Source organism: Flavobacterium circumlabens, assembly GCF_004345565.1.
Taxonomy (GTDB): Bacteria; Bacteroidota; Bacteroidia; order Flavobacteriales; family Flavobacteriaceae; genus Flavobacterium; species Flavobacterium circumlabens.
Genome location: NZ_SLWA01000001.1, coordinates 170,671 through 187,805 on the forward strand (window position 1 = coordinate 170,671; position 17,135 = coordinate 187,805).

Sequence of the window (17,135 nt, forward strand, 5' to 3'; positions counted from 1 at the left end):
TTGTGGTATAAAAATCTCAATATCATGACACTATATCAAACAACATTCGAAAATTTCAATAAAAGTTATATGGGTTCTGCTGCAATGGCTGTAATTGGACAGAGCTGTTTAGGAGGCGCTGCCGCAATGTACGTTCTGGCAAATGGAACTTCTATTCTTCAAATGACGCAACTGGCAATTGTTGTCTTAGCCTGTATTTTTGTAAATACTTCAATATTGGCACAAATGAAACACAAAATCGTTTTTAATCTTTTAATTCTAAGTGCATTTTTAAGTGTATCATTAATTGTTTTAAATAATTTTATTCTGTGAAAAAACAAATAGAAAACAGAGCTGATGTTTCTTTTTTAGTACATCAGTTTTATGCTAAGATAAGAGCCGATGAAGAAATCGGCTCTTATTTTAATACAATAATCCAGGATTGGGATGCACATCTGGAAAAGCTAACCGATTTTTGGGAAACGAATTTATTTTCCGTAAAAAAATACAAAGGCAATCCACATGAAGTACACAATGAAGTTGATGCACGTTTTGATGGAAAAATCACCTCAAATGAATTTGGAATCTGGCTTAACTATTGGTTTCAGACTTTAGAAGAACACTTTGAAGGCGAAAATGTCGAAACACTAAAAAGACGCGCCAGAAAAATGGGAACTTTTCTGTTTGTAAGTATGTTTGAGCATCGTAAAAAAATGGTGGAGAATTTCTCCAAACAATAAAATTTATTGGTTTTTTTGTCATTCTGAGGAATGGGAATTCAAACTCATCAATTGAAAAGCATTGACAATTCTTTTTGGAATTTCTGTTGAGATTGCTTCGTTCCTCGCAAAGACTCACTTTGGCGTTTTTTTACTGAAAACTTTGACTCAAAAATCACTTCTCAAAAGCATACACCAAAGTAAACTTTCCTTCAAAATTATCCGATTTGATTTCTTTATAATGCACATCAAAATCTTTAATGAGATCATCAAAATGAAGGCTCGCTTCTGTCTGGTTTTTGTTTAAAGAGAAATCTTCAACCTTAATATGATGTTTAAAGCTAATGCCTTTTTCGTTTCTGATTTTAAAAATGGCTTCTTTAGCTCCCCATATTACAGTGAGTTTTTTTACATATTCTTCAATTGGATCCGGTTTTAAGTAATCGCATTCGAAATCAGTAAATTTATCGGCGATGCGAATAATTTTTTCCCGTTGTAATTCCATATCGATTCCAACCGTTTCATGACTGATGATGATCGCTGCAAAATGATACGAATGTGTAATAGAAATATAATTATGGCAATCGAAATAGGGTTTTCCAAACTCGTCATAATGCAAATCATGATCCGTAAAACCCATTTCCTGAATCAGCATCCGAACGCTCAGAAAAGCACGCTGATGCATTTGGGATTTCATTCCGTTCAGCCTTTGCTGCGTTTTTTCTTTTAAAACAACTTTATTTGTTAACTCCTCAAAAGATTCCGTTGTTTCCCAAATTAAAATTTTAGTGGTTTCGTTAAACTGTATGGTCTGAAATAAAGGCATGCTTTTGTAATTATGAATTATGGCTTCGTGGTTTAAACCATATAAGTGATGTTAGTAAATATAATTTGTTGTCTGAAAAAATGTATTAGTAAATTTAAGCAATTAGCAATTAAGTTTGTTATAGAGAGCCTTTTTTAAATGAACTTAGATCACTTATACGGTTAAAAACATTTTACAAACTAATGTTCTAAAGATTAAGAAATTAAACATTTCACAATTCTTACATAAAATAGTAAAAATTCTAAAGTTATTACGTAAATTTGCAAAAATTTTACAATACAAATATACTATAAATGAGTACTACAACTACGCCTTTTGTGGCTTTCAAAGTAAAAGACATTTCTCTAGCGGCTTGGGGAAGAAAAGAAATTGAACTGGCTGAAGCTGAAATGCCAGGTTTAATGGCGCTTCGTGCTGAATATAAAGACGAACAACCTCTTGCAGGTGCTCGTATCGCCGGATGTTTACACATGACGATTCAGACTGCAGTTTTGATCGAAACTTTAATTGCTCTTGGTGCTGAAGTTACCTGGTCTTCTTGTAACATTTTCTCTACTCAGGATCAGGCTGCTGCTGCTATTGCTGCTGCCGGAATTCAGGTGTATGCCTGGAAAGGTCTTGACGAAGAGTCATTTGACTGGTGTATTGAGCAAACATTATTCTTTGGTGAAGACAGAAAACCATTGAACATGATTTTGGATGACGGTGGAGATTTAACTAACATGGTTATTGACCGTTTCCCGGAATTGGTTCCTGGAATCAAAGGATTGTCTGAAGAAACTACAACTGGTGTTCACAGACTTTACGAAAGAGTTAAAGCCGGAACTTTACCAATGCCTGCAATCAACATTAACGATTCTGTTACTAAATCTAAATTTGATAACAAATACGGTTGTAAAGAATCTGCTGTAGATGCTGTACGTCGCGCAACTGACTTAATGTTAGCCGGAAAAAGAGTGATCGTTTGCGGATACGGTGATGTTGGAAAAGGAACTGCTGCTTCTTTCAGAGGTGCGGGATCTATTGTAACGGTTACTGAAATCGATCCAATTTGTGCTTTACAGGCTGCAATGGACGGTTATGAAGTTAAAAAATTAAATACTGTAATTGCTAATGCTGATATCATCATTACAACTACAGGAAATAAAGATATCGTTCTTGGAAGTCATTTCGAGCAAATGAAAGACAAAACTGTTGTTTGTAACATCGGACACTTTGATAACGAAATCGATATGGCCTGGTTAAACAAAAACCACGGTGCATCTAAAATCGAAATCAAACCTCAGGTTGACAAATATACTATCGCCGGAAAAGATATCATCATTTTGGCTGAAGGCCGTTTGGTAAACCTTGGTTGTGCTACAGGTCACCCAAGTTTTGTAATGAGTAATTCATTTACTAACCAGACTCTGGCTCAAATCGAATTATGGAAAAACAGCGCTGCTTATAACAATGACGTTTATATGTTACCAAAACATTTAGATGAAAAAGTGGCTGCTTTACACTTAGCTAAATTAGGCGTTGAATTGGAAACTTTACGTGACGATCAGGCTGCTTATATTGGTGTTCCGGTTGAAGGTCCATTCAAACCAGAGTACTACAGATACTAAATCAATTAGATTTAAGATTGAAGTCCCGAAACTTCGGGATTAGATTTTTAATTCATATTCAAACCCGACAGGTTTTAAAACCTGTCGGGTTTTGTTTTTAAAATCTTAGATCTAAAAGTATGTTGGGGCGTGCCACCATTTCAAAAAAGGCCAAATTCTCTTTGCGCTTATAAGGCCTTTTCTTAAATGCTGTCGGGCTATCCGTGCTGCTTCGGCAGCCTACTTCTATCCCTCACGCAAACGGTCATCAGAACCTTAAAATTAAATAGATATTTTACGTCTTTTTAAAATATAAACATATTTTTGACCAACAAAACCAAATCTAAAACCAAAACATGAGAACATTCCTCATTACAATGATAATCATAACATTACCGCTTTTTACAAATGCACAAAACTTTAATCCGTCCGCAGGGCAATTTAGACAGGGCTCTCCTTTTTCATCAACAAACGAAAAGCCGCCACAGTTAGTACAACTGCCCACCATGAAACCAATTTCTCAAAACCGAATACAGAATGCACAATCAAAACTAGTTTTAAAAGAGCAAAAACTAATCAAATTGGCACGAAAAACATGGGAAAAAGAATTAGATATAAAAGCGAAACAGGAAGAATTACGGAATCTTGAAAATGCAACAGAAAACAGCGACAATCCCAATCATCAAAAAAGCATTGAAAAATATAAAAAGCAAATCGCTAAATCTCAGGATGAACTAAATAAAGCAAAAATTGAACTAGAAGTAGAAACAAAAAAAGTAGAAGCTTTTGAAAAATCAATAGAAGAAGCTAAATTAAGAAGGTCCGACGATTATTAGTCTTTCAAACCCGACAGATTTAAAAACCTGTCGGGTTTTGTTTTTTTAAGTACTCCCATTGTAAAAACAGCGCATTTAACCAGATATTCTATACAGTTGTTAGAATTTAAGTTTTACATTTGAAACTCAAATCCAAGTTATAAAACCAAGTTATGAGAACACGCCTGATTTTAATATTACTAATGCTCTTGCCATTTTTTACTAATGCTCAATCTAATATGCAAAGACAGATGCAGGTTAATAACGCAATGTTTAGACAGCAAAACCAAATGTTTCTGCAACAGCAACAACAACAGCGCGATATGTCCCGCATGCTTACTAACATTCAAACTACTGAAGATAAACTGGCAAATGAAGAAAGAAAACTAAAAAAATCACAAACCAAGTTACTAGAAATAGAAACCGATTTAAAATCGAAAAAAGGAGAATTAGCCAATCTTGAAAACAATTCAAAAGATAACAATAGTGATCTTCAAAAAGACATCGAAAAGTCTAAAAAGCAAATTGCAAAGTCTGAAGAAAAATTAAGCAAAACAAATGGCAAAATAGAGTTGAGTTCAAAAAAAATTCAGGATTTTCAAAAGAAAATCGAAACTTCTAAAGCAGAAAAAGAAGAACTAGCCCAAAAACACGAAGAGGAGAAAAGACTTAAAAGAGAAGAAAAAGAAAGAAAAGAGAAAGAGAAAAACTAAATTCTTAAATTGTCTTTTTGATAATTGAATATCAATAACATGATCGAAAAAGTTATATGTGAGCAACATGGAACAAAAGAAATGTCTTTCTCTTGTATTCATATTGCAATTGCTTTAGACCAAAAAGAAAAGGTTGGCTTTTTCTTTTCAGAGGCAGAAGATGATCTCCCGCAAATTGCATGGTGCGGAGATTGTGAAAAATGGTTATTAGAGAATGGTGAAGAATGGAATGATGCTTTTGAAACCTTAGCCGATTTTAAAATATTATGTTCTGATTGCTTCGAAGAAGCAAAAGAAAATCAGCTTGGAACTGATAAAACTTAAATAATCCTTCATGAAACAAACTATTTTGGTTTATATATTTCTTTCTTTAAACTGCGGTCTGTTTGCACAAAATAAAGACAGCTGGATTTCATTTTGGGATAAAGACACCACCCATATAGGTTTTAAAGATCAAAAAGGCAATATCAAAATAGAACCTAAATTTATGAGTTTAACTATAGCCCATAAATTTGATGCTATTATTGCGGTAGCTGAAGATGTAAAAGATACGTGGAAAAGTTATTATATTACCAAAAACGGAAAAATAGTCGGACGTGACAGTATGTATGTTTACGACAATGGTTTTGATTGCGAAAACGAAGGTTTTATACGCTTTAAAGATCCAAGGACAGACCAAATGGGTTTGTTTAATGGTGAAGGGAAAATCATAATTCCGGCAGAATACAGTGCTTTAACAAAAGTTCGAAACGGAATGATTATCGCGCTTAAAGGCGCTGAAAAGATAAAAGATCCCGGCGGAGATGGCCATTTTAGCTGGGCTGGCGGAAAAGAATATCTCATCAATACGAATAATAAAATCCTAATTGAAAATTTCGGATATAATGACGAGCTGAATTTTTATTCTTTACAAAAATCAAAAGAACCGGGTAAAGAGGAAGTCAGGGAATATTTTCGTGGCATTGATGGCGAATACTATTCGTTTGTCAATTTTGACAAGGAATTCAAATTGTGGCTGAAAGCGAATTTGCTTTCTGATTTATCCAAAGACAATTTACTACAGCATTTTTTTGATACCATAACCTACTGGAAAGAGCCGAATGGCTGGACTAAGGAATCGAAAACTAAATTTATCAATCAAAATTATAAATTTATAAAAACTAAACTTCAGGAACTTACCTCAAAAAATTGCGAGTATTTTATTTCAACTGATGGCTTAAACAGGTTTATTTTCGACACAAGCGAATTCGAAACTTATTTCAACAATTGCAATGAACCTAAAGAATGGATATATCCGGTGAAAAATATCGTGATCTCGCCAAAGAATAAATTAGATTCAGGACAAGATCATTTTGAGTTTTTAAGAACTGATAAGGGATATAAACTGATCAGTATTTCAGCTGCAAAAAACAACCTGAAGTAATTTTTAGTATATTAAAACTCAAAAACAGAACACCGCAAGTTTCGGATTTTATTACTGCAAAAACCTATTGATATTTGTATTATAAAATGGAACTAAAATGGATACACAGAAAAATATCAATTATAACCGGATTGCAGATGCGATCGATTATATCAAAGCCAATTTTCGCGAACAGCCGAATCTTGATGCCGTTGCCGAAAAAGTACATCTAAGCCCTTTTCACTTTCAGCGTTTGTTTACGGAATGGGCAGGAACAAGTCCGAAGAAATTTTTGCAGTATATCAGTGTCGAACATGCCAAGAAAATCCTGAAAGAAAACCAGCAGGCGACTTTATTTGATACAGCCTACGAAACAGGTCTGTCGGGCACCAGTCGCTTACATGATTTATTTGTAAACATCGAAGGAATGACACCGGCAGAATATAAAAACGGCGGTAAAAACCTTTTCATTAATTATAGTTTTGCCGAAAGTCCGTTTGGGAATATCATCGTGGCTTCAACTGAAAAGGGAGTTTGTTTTATGGCTTTCGCAGAAAATGAAACCATCGGATTGGAAGATTTAAAACACAAATTTCCGAACGCGACATTTGTCCGAAAACTAGATTTAGTACAGCAAAATGCCTTATTTATTTTCCAAAACGACTGGAGTAAATTGTCTGAAATAAAACTGCATTTAAAAGGAACCGATTTTCAGTTGAAAGTTTGGGAAACCCTGCTTAAAATTCCAATGGGACAGCTTTCTACTTATGGTTCGATTGCACAACAAATCGAAAAACCAAATGCCTCAAGAGCCGTAGGAACTGCCATTGGCAGCAATCCGGTAGCCTTTTTAATTCCCTGTCATCGCGTTATTCAGTCTTCAGGAACCTTTGGCGGTTATATGTGGGGTAATACCCGAAAAACGGCTATTATTGGTTGGGAAGGCGCTCAAATTGGTTTATAACAGAGCAAGAAACAGATTTTATCTTCTTGGTTTCAACGCTACTTTTGTCTCATCAATAACAAAAAGTACAGAAATGAAAACATTTATTTTAATTCATGGCTCGTGGCATAGCGCCTGGAATTGGCACAAAGTAATTCCGGTTTTAGAAAGCAGAGAACATAAAGCAATCGCCATAGATTTGCCGGGAATGGGAAGAGACAAAACACCTGTTCAAGAGGTTACATTAAAAACTTCAGTAGATAAAATTTGCAATTTAATTGATACTTTAGATGAAAAAGTAATTCTTGTTGGCCACAGCAAAAACGGAATTATGATTTCGCAAGCTGCAGAATATCGATCTGAAAAAATAGAAAAATTGATTTACCTGGCTGCTTATTTAATTCCGGACGGCAAAACGCAAAGCGAATATTCCGCTCAGGATACAAATGGTGTATTAAAACCTTATGTAACGCGATACCCGGAGTTAAATGCGCATACTTTACAAGCGGAAATATACAAAGAGGGTCTTTATCATGATTGTGATGATTCTATAACGCAGCTGGCAAAATTATTATTAAGCCATGAACCTGTAGCTTCAGGAATTACGCCTTTAGCATTATCGGAAGAAAAATACGGCAGTGTTCCGCGATTTTATATAGAATGTACGGAAGATAAAGCTGTAACACCTTTTATTCAAAGAAAAATGTACACCGAAACTATTTGCGAAAAAGTGTACAGTATGCCAACCAGCCATTCTCCTTTTTTTAGCCAGCCGGAAGAACTGTCTGCTCTCTTTTGTGAAATAGCAACATTTTAAAAATGCAAAATATACCATCAAAAATTGCTTCTCTCAATTGGGAAAGCATCACTGAATCTATGCATGAAAATGGGTTTTCAATTGTTTCCAATCTTCTTGATGACGAACAATGTGAAACTTTGAAAGAAGCTTATTCTCATCCCCATTTATATCGAAAAACGGTTGTTATGGAACGCTATCGATTTGGTTTAGGCGAATATAAATACTTCAATTATCCATTGCCCGATTTGATTCAGGATATCCGATCATCGGTTTATCCTAAATTGGCTCCGATTGGAAATGCTTGGATGAAAGCGTTAAATATAAACACTATTTTCCCTAAAACCCATGAAGAACTCCTGGAACAATGCCATAAAAACGAACAGCTAAAAGCGACTGTTTTAATTTTAAAGTATGGCCGGGGTGGCTTTAATACTTTGCATCAGGATTTATACGGTGATGTTTATTTTCCGATTCAAACGGTGCTTTTCCTGAACGAACCTGACAAAGATTTTACAGGTGGTGAATTTGTTCTGACGCAACAAACGCCGCGAGCACAGTCTAAAGCGATTGTTCTGAAACCTAAAAAAGGGGATATGCTGATTTTTACAACAAATTTCCGCCCCGTAAAAGGAACAAAAGGTTATTATCGTGTAAATATGAAGCACGGTGTCAGCGAGATCCATAGTGGTGAACGACATACACTTGGTATTATTTTTCATGATGCGTTATCTTAATTGAGAGGTACAAAGGCACAGAGGTTCTGAGGTACAAAGTTTTTTGAACATATCCCAAAACCTCTGAACCTTTGTTACTTTGGGCCTTTGCACCTTAAAAAAAATGATTCAACATTCTAAAATTTTAGACTCCGAATTACACCATAAAATTAAAAATGCCGAGATTTGCTTTGGTGGAAACCAAAAGCTAAAAATTTACGGAACACTGAAATGTTCTTCCGGCAAAAGAATGAAACGCGAAACCGGGTTTTCTTTTGTTCCGAAGAAGAAGCTAAAAAAAACGGTTTCAGACCTTGCGGGCATTGCATGAAAACCGAATATCAAAAATGGAAAAATGGACTTATTTAATCCTGAAATAAACGAAAACACCAATTTATTACCCCAAGACGGAACCGTAAATTATTACGGAAAACTTTTTGAGAAAGAAAAAGCTAATTTCTATCGTGATATCTTGTTAAATACAATCGAATGGAAAAATGACGAAGCGATTATCTTTGGAAAATTAATTTTAACCAAAAGAAAAGTTGCCTGGTACGGAGATCAGGAATTTGAATATACTTATTCTAAAACCACAAAAAAAGCCATTCCGTGGACAAATGAGTTATTGGAGCTTAAAGCCGTAATTGAAGAAAAAACAGGCGAAACATTCAATTCGTGTTTGCTCAATTTGTATCATAGCGGTGATGAGGGAATGGCATGGCACAGCGACGCCGAAAAGGATTTAAAGAAAAACGGAGCCATCGCTTCCGTAAGTTTTGGTGCTGAGCGCAAATTTGCGTTCAAACATAAAGAAACCAAGGAAGTCGTTTCTTTAATTCTCGAACACGGCAGTTTACTGGTTATGAAAGACACCACTCAAACACATTGGCTGCATCGTTTACCTCCAACAAAAACAACTGTAAAACCCAGAATTAATCTTACTTTCAGGACTATTATTGTATAAAAAAGTCAGTAAATCTTAATTCGTAAATAATAAGGAATCTATTTTTTACCGAATGCTACTGTATTGTAGGAAAGCAACAGAGCATCCTGAAACATTTCAACGGGAACTTTGGCTAAATCTACAAAAGTCCAGCCTTGTTTTCCCCATTTGTTTGGAATTGGGTAAAAAATCATTTCGCTTGACGCGCAAAATACAGATTGATCAATTTCGTTCAATTTAAAAATGCCTCTGTTATTTTTCTCGTCAATTGTGGCAAATATTTTTTTCTTTATCCGGAAGGAAGTCTTCTCAAAATGGGGTTCTTCAGTTACTTCCGAAAAAGCTAACGCTAACGTTCTGAATGTTTCAATAGTTACCATAATCGTTTCGTTTAAATTAAACTTTTATCCTCACCAACCCTGATTCAAACCGTTTTTAAGGACTTCTTCGTATTTTTCTTTATCAAAAGTGTACAGATTCGGTGCTTTGTGTGCTACGTTGCTTTTCTTTTCGTCCAGCTTATTGAGAATTCCGATGTTGGTTATTTTTCGGAGAAAATTTCTTCTGTCGAGTTTTTTATCTAAAATGGTTTCATACAATTTCTGCAGTTCCGGAATCGTAAATTTTTCGGGCAATAAATTATATCCAACCGGCATTAAATTGAGCTCAGTCCGAAGAGTGTCTAAAGCCTTATCGAGAATCTCTTTGTGGTCTAAGATAAGTTCGGGAACCTCTTTATGATCAATCCATTCTATGATTTCCTGATTATTTCCTTTTTGTGGTACTGCTTTTAGAAAATCTACTAAGGCGTAATAGCCAATGGTTACGAATCGCTGGGTGAACCATTTTCCTGCTTCCTCGGGGATTTTAAAATAATCTAATACTGCATTTCCAAAATGTTGATCGTTCCGTTTTACCCTTCCAAAAGTGGCAAATTGCCTTAAAAAAATTCCCTGCATTCCCGTTCGTTCATTTAAAACAGTAACGGCAGCAGTGTCAATATCCTGATTAAGGGGAACAAATCCACCGGGTAAAGACCATTTATTTTCATACGGGGTTTTAATCAGCAGCACTTTAAGCTGATTGTCATGAAACCCAAAAATAACACAGTCAATAGAAAGGCCCGGCTGGTAATTTTCGCTGTTCAATAGTATTCCTTTCAACATTTATATTTTATTAATTCACTATTCGTTCCTTCAAACAAACCTGCAATTTAAGCCATTTTTATAAAAGAAAATATTTTTTTACAAATCACTGTTTATGAGTACCCATTTTCTTAAAAAAAACAGAAAAGTGTGTGAATCACAATTTTGACTTAAAATTACAATTGAATTGAAAAAATAAGTACATTGCGTCAAAATAACACACATGATAAAAAATGTTATTATTTTTATTTAAAAGAAAGAATAATATTACAAATAATACTATATTTGTATTTTCTTACACAAAATTGAAAACTATAAAAAGTTAATGCAGGAGATATGATTACCAATGCGCTAAAAAATATAAATAAAAAAATTACAACTAAAATCTGGACGTCATTCGGATTTGTGTCAAAAACGTATCTTTTAGAGGCTTCTTTAAAGTATAGTGAAGAGCAGGAAAGAATTTTCAATGAAATGATTATTGAAACTGAAGCCAAAGATAAAAAAGCAAAACGTGAAGCTTTTGACAAAGCACTGTACGCCTCGTACAAAGGAATCGGAGCGATGGATTTTATAAATATTGTCCTGAAATAATTTTCAGTTTCAATTTGTTTTCCATCTGGCAATCCTTGCTTTTACTTCAAAACAACTGTTTGGCGATTACACTTTTCAGGATTAAGGCTATTTCTGTTTTTAGTCGAAATGCGCTTTGCAATTTTCTCAATCCTTTGCAAATTTCTTTAAATTATTGAAGATAAATTTTCTTTAAATTCAAATTACAGCTTATTTATTGTAAGAAAATAAAACTTACCTCAATAATCAATCTGGCTCTGTTACATATTAGTAAAATTCTATATTTTTGTTAGAGACGAAAGATTTTACGTACTCAAATAAAAGCCTTACTATGGAACAAGCCATTCAATCAGAAAATTACAAAATTCAAAAACCGGAACAATGGGCAAGCAATATTAATGATGCTCAGCTTGTTGACTTTATCAAGGAATCTGAATTTTCTCAGAAACAAGCAGATGAAGGACGTGATTACTGCTATTTTTTAGATAAAATTTATTATACCGCTGACAACGAAAACAGCGAATATGCTTGTTTAGCCTATACCTTAAACGAACCTTCCAATTTAGAAAGAGCTTCTGTAGTGGATGTCGTGCTGGAGGAAAACGAAACTTATGTGATACACAGAATCAGCGTTTTGAGAGATGGTGTTTTAGTAGATAAAATTCCGGATACTAAAATTAAAATACTGGACAGTGAAAACCTAAGTGGCGGAGGTGTTTTGAGCAGCAACAAAAAAATCAATCTTACCATAAAAGATCTTCGTCTTTATGACATTTTAATTATGGAAGATTCAAGGATTAAAATTTTTACGGAGCGAGATTTTTTACGCAAAGAATTCTCTAAATATGTTTGGGTAGGTCCGGATAGTTATTGGGCTTACGGAAAGTATAAATTCACTTTTAAAAACGATCGTGAAAAAACAATTGCGTACAAAAAAACCTTTTTCAGAGATGAGGACGGAAATGTGCTGGAACCGGAAATTAACTATTTAAAAAAAGGTGATCAATTTGTAATTGAAGAAGATAATTACATCAATTTTGTTGATACCAACAGGGAAGTTTCACCATTTATAGATTTTGCGACAGAAGGCAGCTGGAAAGAATTTTCGAATTATATTTCTCCTATTTATGAGGCTATTTTTGCCAAATCTTCAGTAACTGAATTTGCTCCCAACCTGGTTGAAAAGCTTGATGCAATTACTGATAAAGACGAACAGCTTCAATATGCGATCGAATATGTGCAAAACCACATTAATTATATCTACAATGCCGATGAAATGAACGGTCACAAACCGCAGGAACCCGCTGTTACTTATGAGAATAAGCAGGGAGATTGCAAAGCAAAATCGGTTTTACTGAAAGTTATTTTAGATTACATTGGGATTGATTCCTCCATTATTTTGGTCAATTTTAGTACCGACTTCTATATGAAGTATTATTTGCCGTCTTTACTGACTTTTAACCATGTAATTGTAAAAATCAGTTATAAAGGCGAAAGTTATTTTGTTGATGCAACGACCCGCGATGAATTTGGATTGATCGAGAACCGTGGCTTTATCTATTTCATGCATTATCTGGAGGTTAAACCAAATCTGGAATTACAGATTAAACCACCTCATCGTTTTTCGTATTATGCCGTTGATGAAAAATCAGAACTCTCTGTTGAAAATACTATTGGCAAACTCAAATTAACGACCATCTACAAAGGAAACCGCGCCAATAATATGCGTAAATACTTTAAAAACACAAACAAAAGAGAAATTATAGACAGCTGGAATAATTTTTTCTTTTATACGCTGAACTACAATAATGACCGAAACGGAACTGATCTTAGAAATATATTTAAAGACGCTGTAATTGAAATTGTCAGTGATGACAAAAAAAGCAATGAATTTAAGATTGAATACAAAACAACTATCGAAAATCCGTATTTTACAGATGCTAAAAACAACCGTTTTTTAATGTATTTCGATCGTAATATCGTGAAGAACAGCGCCAGGGATTTTATACACAAAGACATTACTTTCTGGCACAATTTCGACAATGAAAGATATGAAATTTCTCTTTTCACGGATCAGAAAATAGATGTAACAGAAAAATTTACGATACAGGAAAGCACAATCAATAATCCGTATTTTGATTTTGTAAGCCGAAAAAAAATCAATAAAAACGGAGGAACCATCTTTATTGACTATAAACCTTTAGTTAATTTAGAAATTCCGGAAAAAGACTTTGAAGATTTCAGAAGTGCACATCACGAAGTTGCGGACAGTAATTTTGGAATCGGCGTTGATATTATAGAAGATGGTTTTATGAATAAATTGAAATTCAATTTCAAAAAACATTTTAACTAAGAATCAATTCTTTTTAATAAAAAAGATTAGTAAAAAGCAAAAATAAGCAAAACGGATAAAACCGTTGCAACACAGTAGTTTATATAATTGTAGTCCAAGGTTGGAGGTCGGTGTACGATAGGTTTTGGGCTAAAAAAGACAAGGTTAGGTTACTAAATCATTACCAATTTAGCTTGGTGATGAATAGGATAAATAACTATAATTCAGTCTTTTGCATTTATTTTCATGGTTCCTTGTAACTCATTGATAGTTAATTTTAAACATTAAACAATTGAGTTATGGAGACAGTAAAAAGATCCACCTTCAAGTTATTGCTTTACTTGAAGAAAAATGAACCGAAAAAGAACGGTAACGTACCGGTTATGGGGCGAATTACCATCGACGGAGTTCCTAAAACATTTGCAACTAAACTTGAAATTGATCCCGATAGTTGGGATTTAAAACACGGCCGTGTTTTAGGCAAAAGTAGCCTGGCATTAAGCACCAACCAGAAATTGGATAGATTACGTGTGCGTATCAATAAGATTTATGAAGATATGCTCAAAGATGAAGGCTTCGCAACTGCACAAAAAGTAAAACTTTCGTTTTTAGGCGTTGGTGTTATGGAAGACTCTCTGCTAAATGTCTTTAAGAAAAACAACGAAGACTTCGAGAAGATGGTTTCCCAAGGAGAACGATCTCAAAGCACGTATTACAAATATAAAATTGTCTATAACCACCTCAAAGAGTTTATTACCTGTCGATATTACAGGGATGATATGGCATTCAGGGAATTGACCTGCGACTTTATCCGGGAATTTGATTTGTTTTTGCGGGTGGATAAAGGCTGTGCGCATAATACCGTTTGGGTGTATACGATGCCTTTGTACCGTGTGGCAGAAATTGCAATCAAGAATGGGCTCATAAGAAAAAATCCATTTGAAGACTACGAGATCTCTATGAAGGAAAATGATAGAAGCTATTTATTGAAAGAACACGTGGAAGCCCTTCTTTTTCATACCCCTACAAATGTTAAGTACGAGCTTGTAAAAGACCTTTTCATTTTTAGTTGCTTCACCGGATTATCATATATTGATATCAAAAAACTAAAGAAGAGCAATATCCAATCTTTCTTTGATGGCCATCAGTGGATCATAAGCCGTAGGCAAAAATCTGATGTTGCTTCAAATGTGAGATTAATGGAGATACCAAAGAAACTGATCGAAAAATATGCAGGGATTACCCGAAATGATTTTATTTTCCCTGTACCAACCAATAAAATCTGCAATAGCTATATTGATAAGCTAATCCAGGAAGTTGAAATTACAACAGAGCAAAAAGTGACATTTCATACTGCAAGGCATACATTTGGAACGATGTTCCTTACGGAAGGTGTGCCCCTTGAAAGCCTCAGCAAAATGATGGGGCATAAAAATATTTCTACCACACAGATTTATGCTAAAATTACCAGCCAGAAAATCAGCAAGGATATGGATTTGGTATCGCATAAATTCCAATCTATGGAACGTGCTTTTTTGGCTACCAAAGAAGAACTGGTGGTTGGATAGATTTTATTGTTTTTAGGGAAGATTTAGTAAGCAGGATTTAACCGTCCTGCTTTTTTTATACCCATAATTAATCCCCAAAGCACTTTTATCCCCTTTCCTCAACCTCCGCATAAAAGAGCTTTGGATGGAAATACCCAAAAACCAATATCGAAAAATCCAGCGCAAACCCCAAGCACTATTTTTCGATATCGTTTTGGTGGCTTTTATAACCACTTACACTTAAAAATGTTTAAAAATTCTGCCAGGTAAATGCTGGTTTTGTACTCACACAGACCATTTCCCAATGCTTTTTCCATTGGCTTCCACATAGGTTTTTATCCAAGAGCCAGTATGCTGTTTTGTCCCATTTCAAGAGCAAAGGTATTTCCGTGTTCTTAACACAGCAGCAAGGTCAGGCCCTGCGGGTTCGCCAAAAAATCTCCACCCATTCGGGTCGTATTTTTTGGCAAAACCTTGCTGCTGCTAAACACTACCTTTTTATGCTCGTGAAACGAAACAAAGCATACTCCGGCTCTTTAAACGAATAAAAAAAATGTCAGGAATGGAAAAATACAGCATTGGAAATGGTAAAAGAGAAACGAAACTTCAGCACCTCCTCTCATTACCGAATAAATCAAATCAAAAAAATAAAGCAAAAATTCAATAACTAAAAATCGAAAATTATGAACATCACAGGAAGATTGACAAGGGATGCGGAAGTACGCACAACGTCACAGCAAAAACAGGTAGTAAACTTTTCAGTAGCCACCAACGACACCTACCGCAATAAACAGGGCGAACGCATAGAGCAGACAACCTATTTTGATTGCTCCTACTGGATAACGCCCAATGTTGCCAAAATCTTGACCAAAGGCACACTGGTAGAATTATCGGGAAGGGTAACCGCACGAGCGTGGACAGGCAGTGACGGAGAAGCACACGCAGGGCTGAATTTCCATACCTCACAAATCAAACTGCACGGAGGTGGCAAAAGAGCAGAAACCGTACAGGCTACTGCACAAGCCGAAAACAACACGGCTACAGCACAGGGAACAGAGGATGACCTACCATTTTAATAACGAGTATTCAATCATTTTTTAATAGCAAAATTTTAGCATTATGGCACACAACATTAATTTCAACGAGAGAACAGGACGTTATTCATTCTTTAGCGTACAACAAAAAGCGTGGCACGGTTTGGGGCAAATCGTGGAGCAATACCCGACAAGCGAGGAAGCAATCCAACACGCAGGGTTAGACCACACGCCCCATATTTCCGCTTTCAAGCAAATTCTTTTTGTCTTCATCAGTAAACTTGTGTCCAAAAAATTCAAAATTTAAGTTTGGTTCTTTACGGATACCGTGAATGGCGACCACTACCTGACCTTCATCATTATGTTGCAAAGAAAGACGGGCATCCATTCGGGTAACGGCGGTGCCGAGATTGAGACTTACAGGTACAAGTTCATTGGTTTTAAAACCTTTCAATAATGGTTCAAGTATGTTCATTTTTTCAAGGCGTTCTTTGCCTAATCCCAGATTGTTCATTGTTTCCCAATCTATCTGTTCCGGTTTGTAGCGGTACTCGTTATTTTCCGGTGCTTTTTGTGTTGTTTCCATATTTTTTTGATTTTCTTGTTTATGTTCAGGCTCAACTTTCACTTCGTCTTTTTTCATTTGTTTTTCGCCCTCTGGTGTGGGATTATCTACCTGCTTCTGGAATTCTTTTGCTTTTTCTAAGGCTTTATCGGCTGGTACTTTGAAGAATGTAAATTTGGTAGGGTCTTTCAACTGACTGTAAAAATTAGAGAAGAAATTAGAAATGAAATCGCCTTGTTTGTCCACCCGCATAAATTCGCTTTGGTTCTTTTTTGTGGGCTCAACGGTTTCCATTTTTCCGTTTTTGTCGATACTTTTTACGGCTTGGATTTTCATTTTTTCTTTATCCAGCACCAACAATATGTCCGATAATTGTTCTAGCTTTACCTGTTTATTTGTAGTGTCATCGCTCATAATTTCATATTTTTAGGGTTCGATGCCGAAAGTAAATGAAGTACTTACTACATCACATTAAGTGGCATTCAAAGGAAGTATTTG

Annotated in this window: 18 protein-coding genes and 3 pseudogenes; 17 read left to right on the plus strand and 4 right to left on the minus strand. The window is 35.1% G+C overall.

The features are described 5' to 3' along the window. Positions 1–24: 24 nt before the first annotated feature. Both EV142_RS00750 and EV142_RS00755 read left to right on the plus strand, forming a co-directional pair. The gene (locus EV142_RS00750) at positions 25–312 is read left to right on the plus strand and encodes a hypothetical protein (protein WP_132031762.1); all 288 of its coding nucleotides are present in this window, start codon (positions 25–27) and stop codon (positions 310–312) included. Continuing rightward, positions 309–719 carry a group III truncated hemoglobin gene (locus tag EV142_RS00755; protein WP_132031764.1) on the plus strand — a complete coding sequence of 137 codons (411 nt, stop codon included), beginning with the start codon at positions 309–311 and terminating at the stop codon, positions 717–719. The genes EV142_RS00750 and EV142_RS00755 overlap by 4 nt, the downstream gene beginning before the upstream one ends. 154 nt (positions 720–873) lie before the next feature. Here EV142_RS00755 and EV142_RS00760 read toward each other — a convergent pair whose 3' ends face one another. After that, positions 874–1,524, minus strand: coding sequence for a 4'-phosphopantetheinyl transferase family protein (locus tag EV142_RS00760; RefSeq protein ID WP_132031766.1), 651 nt, complete (start codon positions 1,522–1,524; stop codon positions 874–876). A gap of 293 nt (positions 1,525–1,817) precedes the next feature. Here EV142_RS00760 and ahcY point away from each other — a divergent pair, with 293 nt between their 5' ends. The 10 genes and pseudogenes from ahcY to EV142_RS00810 all read left to right on the plus strand — a co-directional run bounded on the left by ahcY (position 1,818) and on the right by EV142_RS00810 (position 9,462). Further along, a complete protein-coding gene (gene ahcY, locus EV142_RS00765) occupies positions 1,818–3,134 on the plus strand; it encodes an adenosylhomocysteinase (protein ID WP_132031768.1) in 1,317 nt (438 codons plus the stop codon). A gap of 335 nt (positions 3,135–3,469) precedes the next feature. Next, positions 3,470–3,949 (plus strand): hypothetical protein, encoded by a 480-nt coding sequence (locus EV142_RS00770; protein WP_132031770.1) that lies wholly within the window; start codon positions 3,470–3,472, stop codon positions 3,947–3,949. A gap of 230 nt (positions 3,950–4,179) precedes the next feature. Next, a complete protein-coding gene (locus EV142_RS00775; protein ID WP_134092211.1) occupies positions 4,180–4,641 on the plus strand; it encodes a ValS family protein in 462 nt (153 codons plus the stop codon). Between the two features lie 39 nt (positions 4,642–4,680). Then, positions 4,681–4,965: a hypothetical protein gene (locus EV142_RS00780; RefSeq protein ID WP_132031774.1), complete on the plus strand. Its 285-nt coding sequence runs from the start codon at positions 4,681–4,683 to the stop codon at positions 4,963–4,965. A gap of 10 nt (positions 4,966–4,975) precedes the next feature. Next, complete coding sequence (locus EV142_RS00785) at positions 4,976–6,064, plus strand: WG repeat-containing protein (RefSeq protein ID WP_132031776.1); 1,089 nt, start codon at positions 4,976–4,978, stop codon at positions 6,062–6,064. Positions 6,065–6,161: 97 nt separating this feature from the next. Next, positions 6,162–7,007 (plus strand): methylated-DNA--[protein]-cysteine S-methyltransferase, encoded by an 846-nt coding sequence (locus EV142_RS00790; protein WP_132031778.1) that lies wholly within the window; start codon positions 6,162–6,164, stop codon positions 7,005–7,007. Positions 7,008–7,080: 73 nt separating this feature from the next. After that, positions 7,081–7,803 carry an alpha/beta fold hydrolase gene (locus tag EV142_RS00795; protein WP_132031780.1) on the plus strand — a complete coding sequence of 241 codons (723 nt, stop codon included), beginning with the start codon at positions 7,081–7,083 and terminating at the stop codon, positions 7,801–7,803. Between the two features lie 2 nt (positions 7,804–7,805). Further along, a complete protein-coding gene (locus EV142_RS00800) occupies positions 7,806–8,519 on the plus strand; it encodes a 2OG-Fe(II) oxygenase (RefSeq protein ID WP_132031782.1) in 714 nt (237 codons plus the stop codon). Between the two features lie 103 nt (positions 8,520–8,622). Then, a pseudogene (locus EV142_RS00805) lies at positions 8,623–8,867 on the plus strand (Ada metal-binding domain-containing protein). After that, positions 8,854–9,462 carry an alpha-ketoglutarate-dependent dioxygenase AlkB family protein gene (locus EV142_RS00810; RefSeq protein ID WP_132031784.1) on the plus strand — a complete coding sequence of 203 codons (609 nt, stop codon included), beginning with the start codon at positions 8,854–8,856 and terminating at the stop codon, positions 9,460–9,462. Before EV142_RS00805 ends, EV142_RS00810 begins: the two are co-directional and overlap by 14 nt. A 38-nt stretch (positions 9,463–9,500) precedes the next feature. Here EV142_RS00810 and EV142_RS00815 read toward each other — a convergent pair whose 3' ends face one another. Both EV142_RS00815 and EV142_RS00820 read right to left on the minus strand, forming a co-directional pair. Continuing rightward, positions 9,501–9,821, minus strand: coding sequence for an MmcQ/YjbR family DNA-binding protein (locus tag EV142_RS00815; RefSeq protein ID WP_132031786.1), 321 nt, complete (start codon positions 9,819–9,821; stop codon positions 9,501–9,503). A 30-nt stretch (positions 9,822–9,851) separates the two neighbouring features. Beyond that, positions 9,852–10,607 (minus strand): NUDIX hydrolase, encoded by a 756-nt coding sequence (locus tag EV142_RS00820; RefSeq protein ID WP_132031788.1) that lies wholly within the window; start codon positions 10,605–10,607, stop codon positions 9,852–9,854. Between the two features lie 315 nt (positions 10,608–10,922). Between EV142_RS00820 and EV142_RS00825 the strand changes: the two genes are divergently transcribed. From EV142_RS00825 to EV142_RS24290, 5 genes and pseudogenes are all read left to right on the plus strand, one after another. After that, the gene (locus EV142_RS00825; protein WP_132031790.1) at positions 10,923–11,180 is read left to right on the plus strand and encodes a hypothetical protein; all 258 of its coding nucleotides are present in this window, start codon (positions 10,923–10,925) and stop codon (positions 11,178–11,180) included. A 310-nt stretch (positions 11,181–11,490) separates the two neighbouring features. Beyond that, the gene (locus EV142_RS00830; RefSeq protein WP_132031792.1) at positions 11,491–13,512 is read left to right on the plus strand and encodes a DUF3857 domain-containing protein; all 2,022 of its coding nucleotides are present in this window, start codon (positions 11,491–11,493) and stop codon (positions 13,510–13,512) included. Between the two features lie 278 nt (positions 13,513–13,790). Next, positions 13,791–15,059: a site-specific integrase gene (locus tag EV142_RS00835; RefSeq protein ID WP_132031794.1), complete on the plus strand. Its 1,269-nt coding sequence runs from the start codon at positions 13,791–13,793 to the stop codon at positions 15,057–15,059. Positions 15,060–15,721: 662 nt separating this feature from the next. Continuing rightward, the gene (locus tag EV142_RS00840; protein ID WP_132031796.1) at positions 15,722–16,114 is read left to right on the plus strand and encodes a single-stranded DNA-binding protein; all 393 of its coding nucleotides are present in this window, start codon (positions 15,722–15,724) and stop codon (positions 16,112–16,114) included. A 43-nt stretch (positions 16,115–16,157) separates the two neighbouring features. After that, a pseudogene (locus EV142_RS24290) lies at positions 16,158–16,301 on the plus strand (DUF932 domain-containing protein); the annotation flags it as partial. Here the strand turns inward: EV142_RS24290 and EV142_RS00850 are convergent. Then, a pseudogene (locus EV142_RS00850) lies at positions 16,296–17,051 on the minus strand (DUF4099 domain-containing protein); the annotation flags it as partial. The pseudogenes EV142_RS24290 and EV142_RS00850 sit on opposite strands and share 6 nt — an antisense overlap. Between the last annotated feature and the right edge of the window lie 84 nt (positions 17,052–17,135).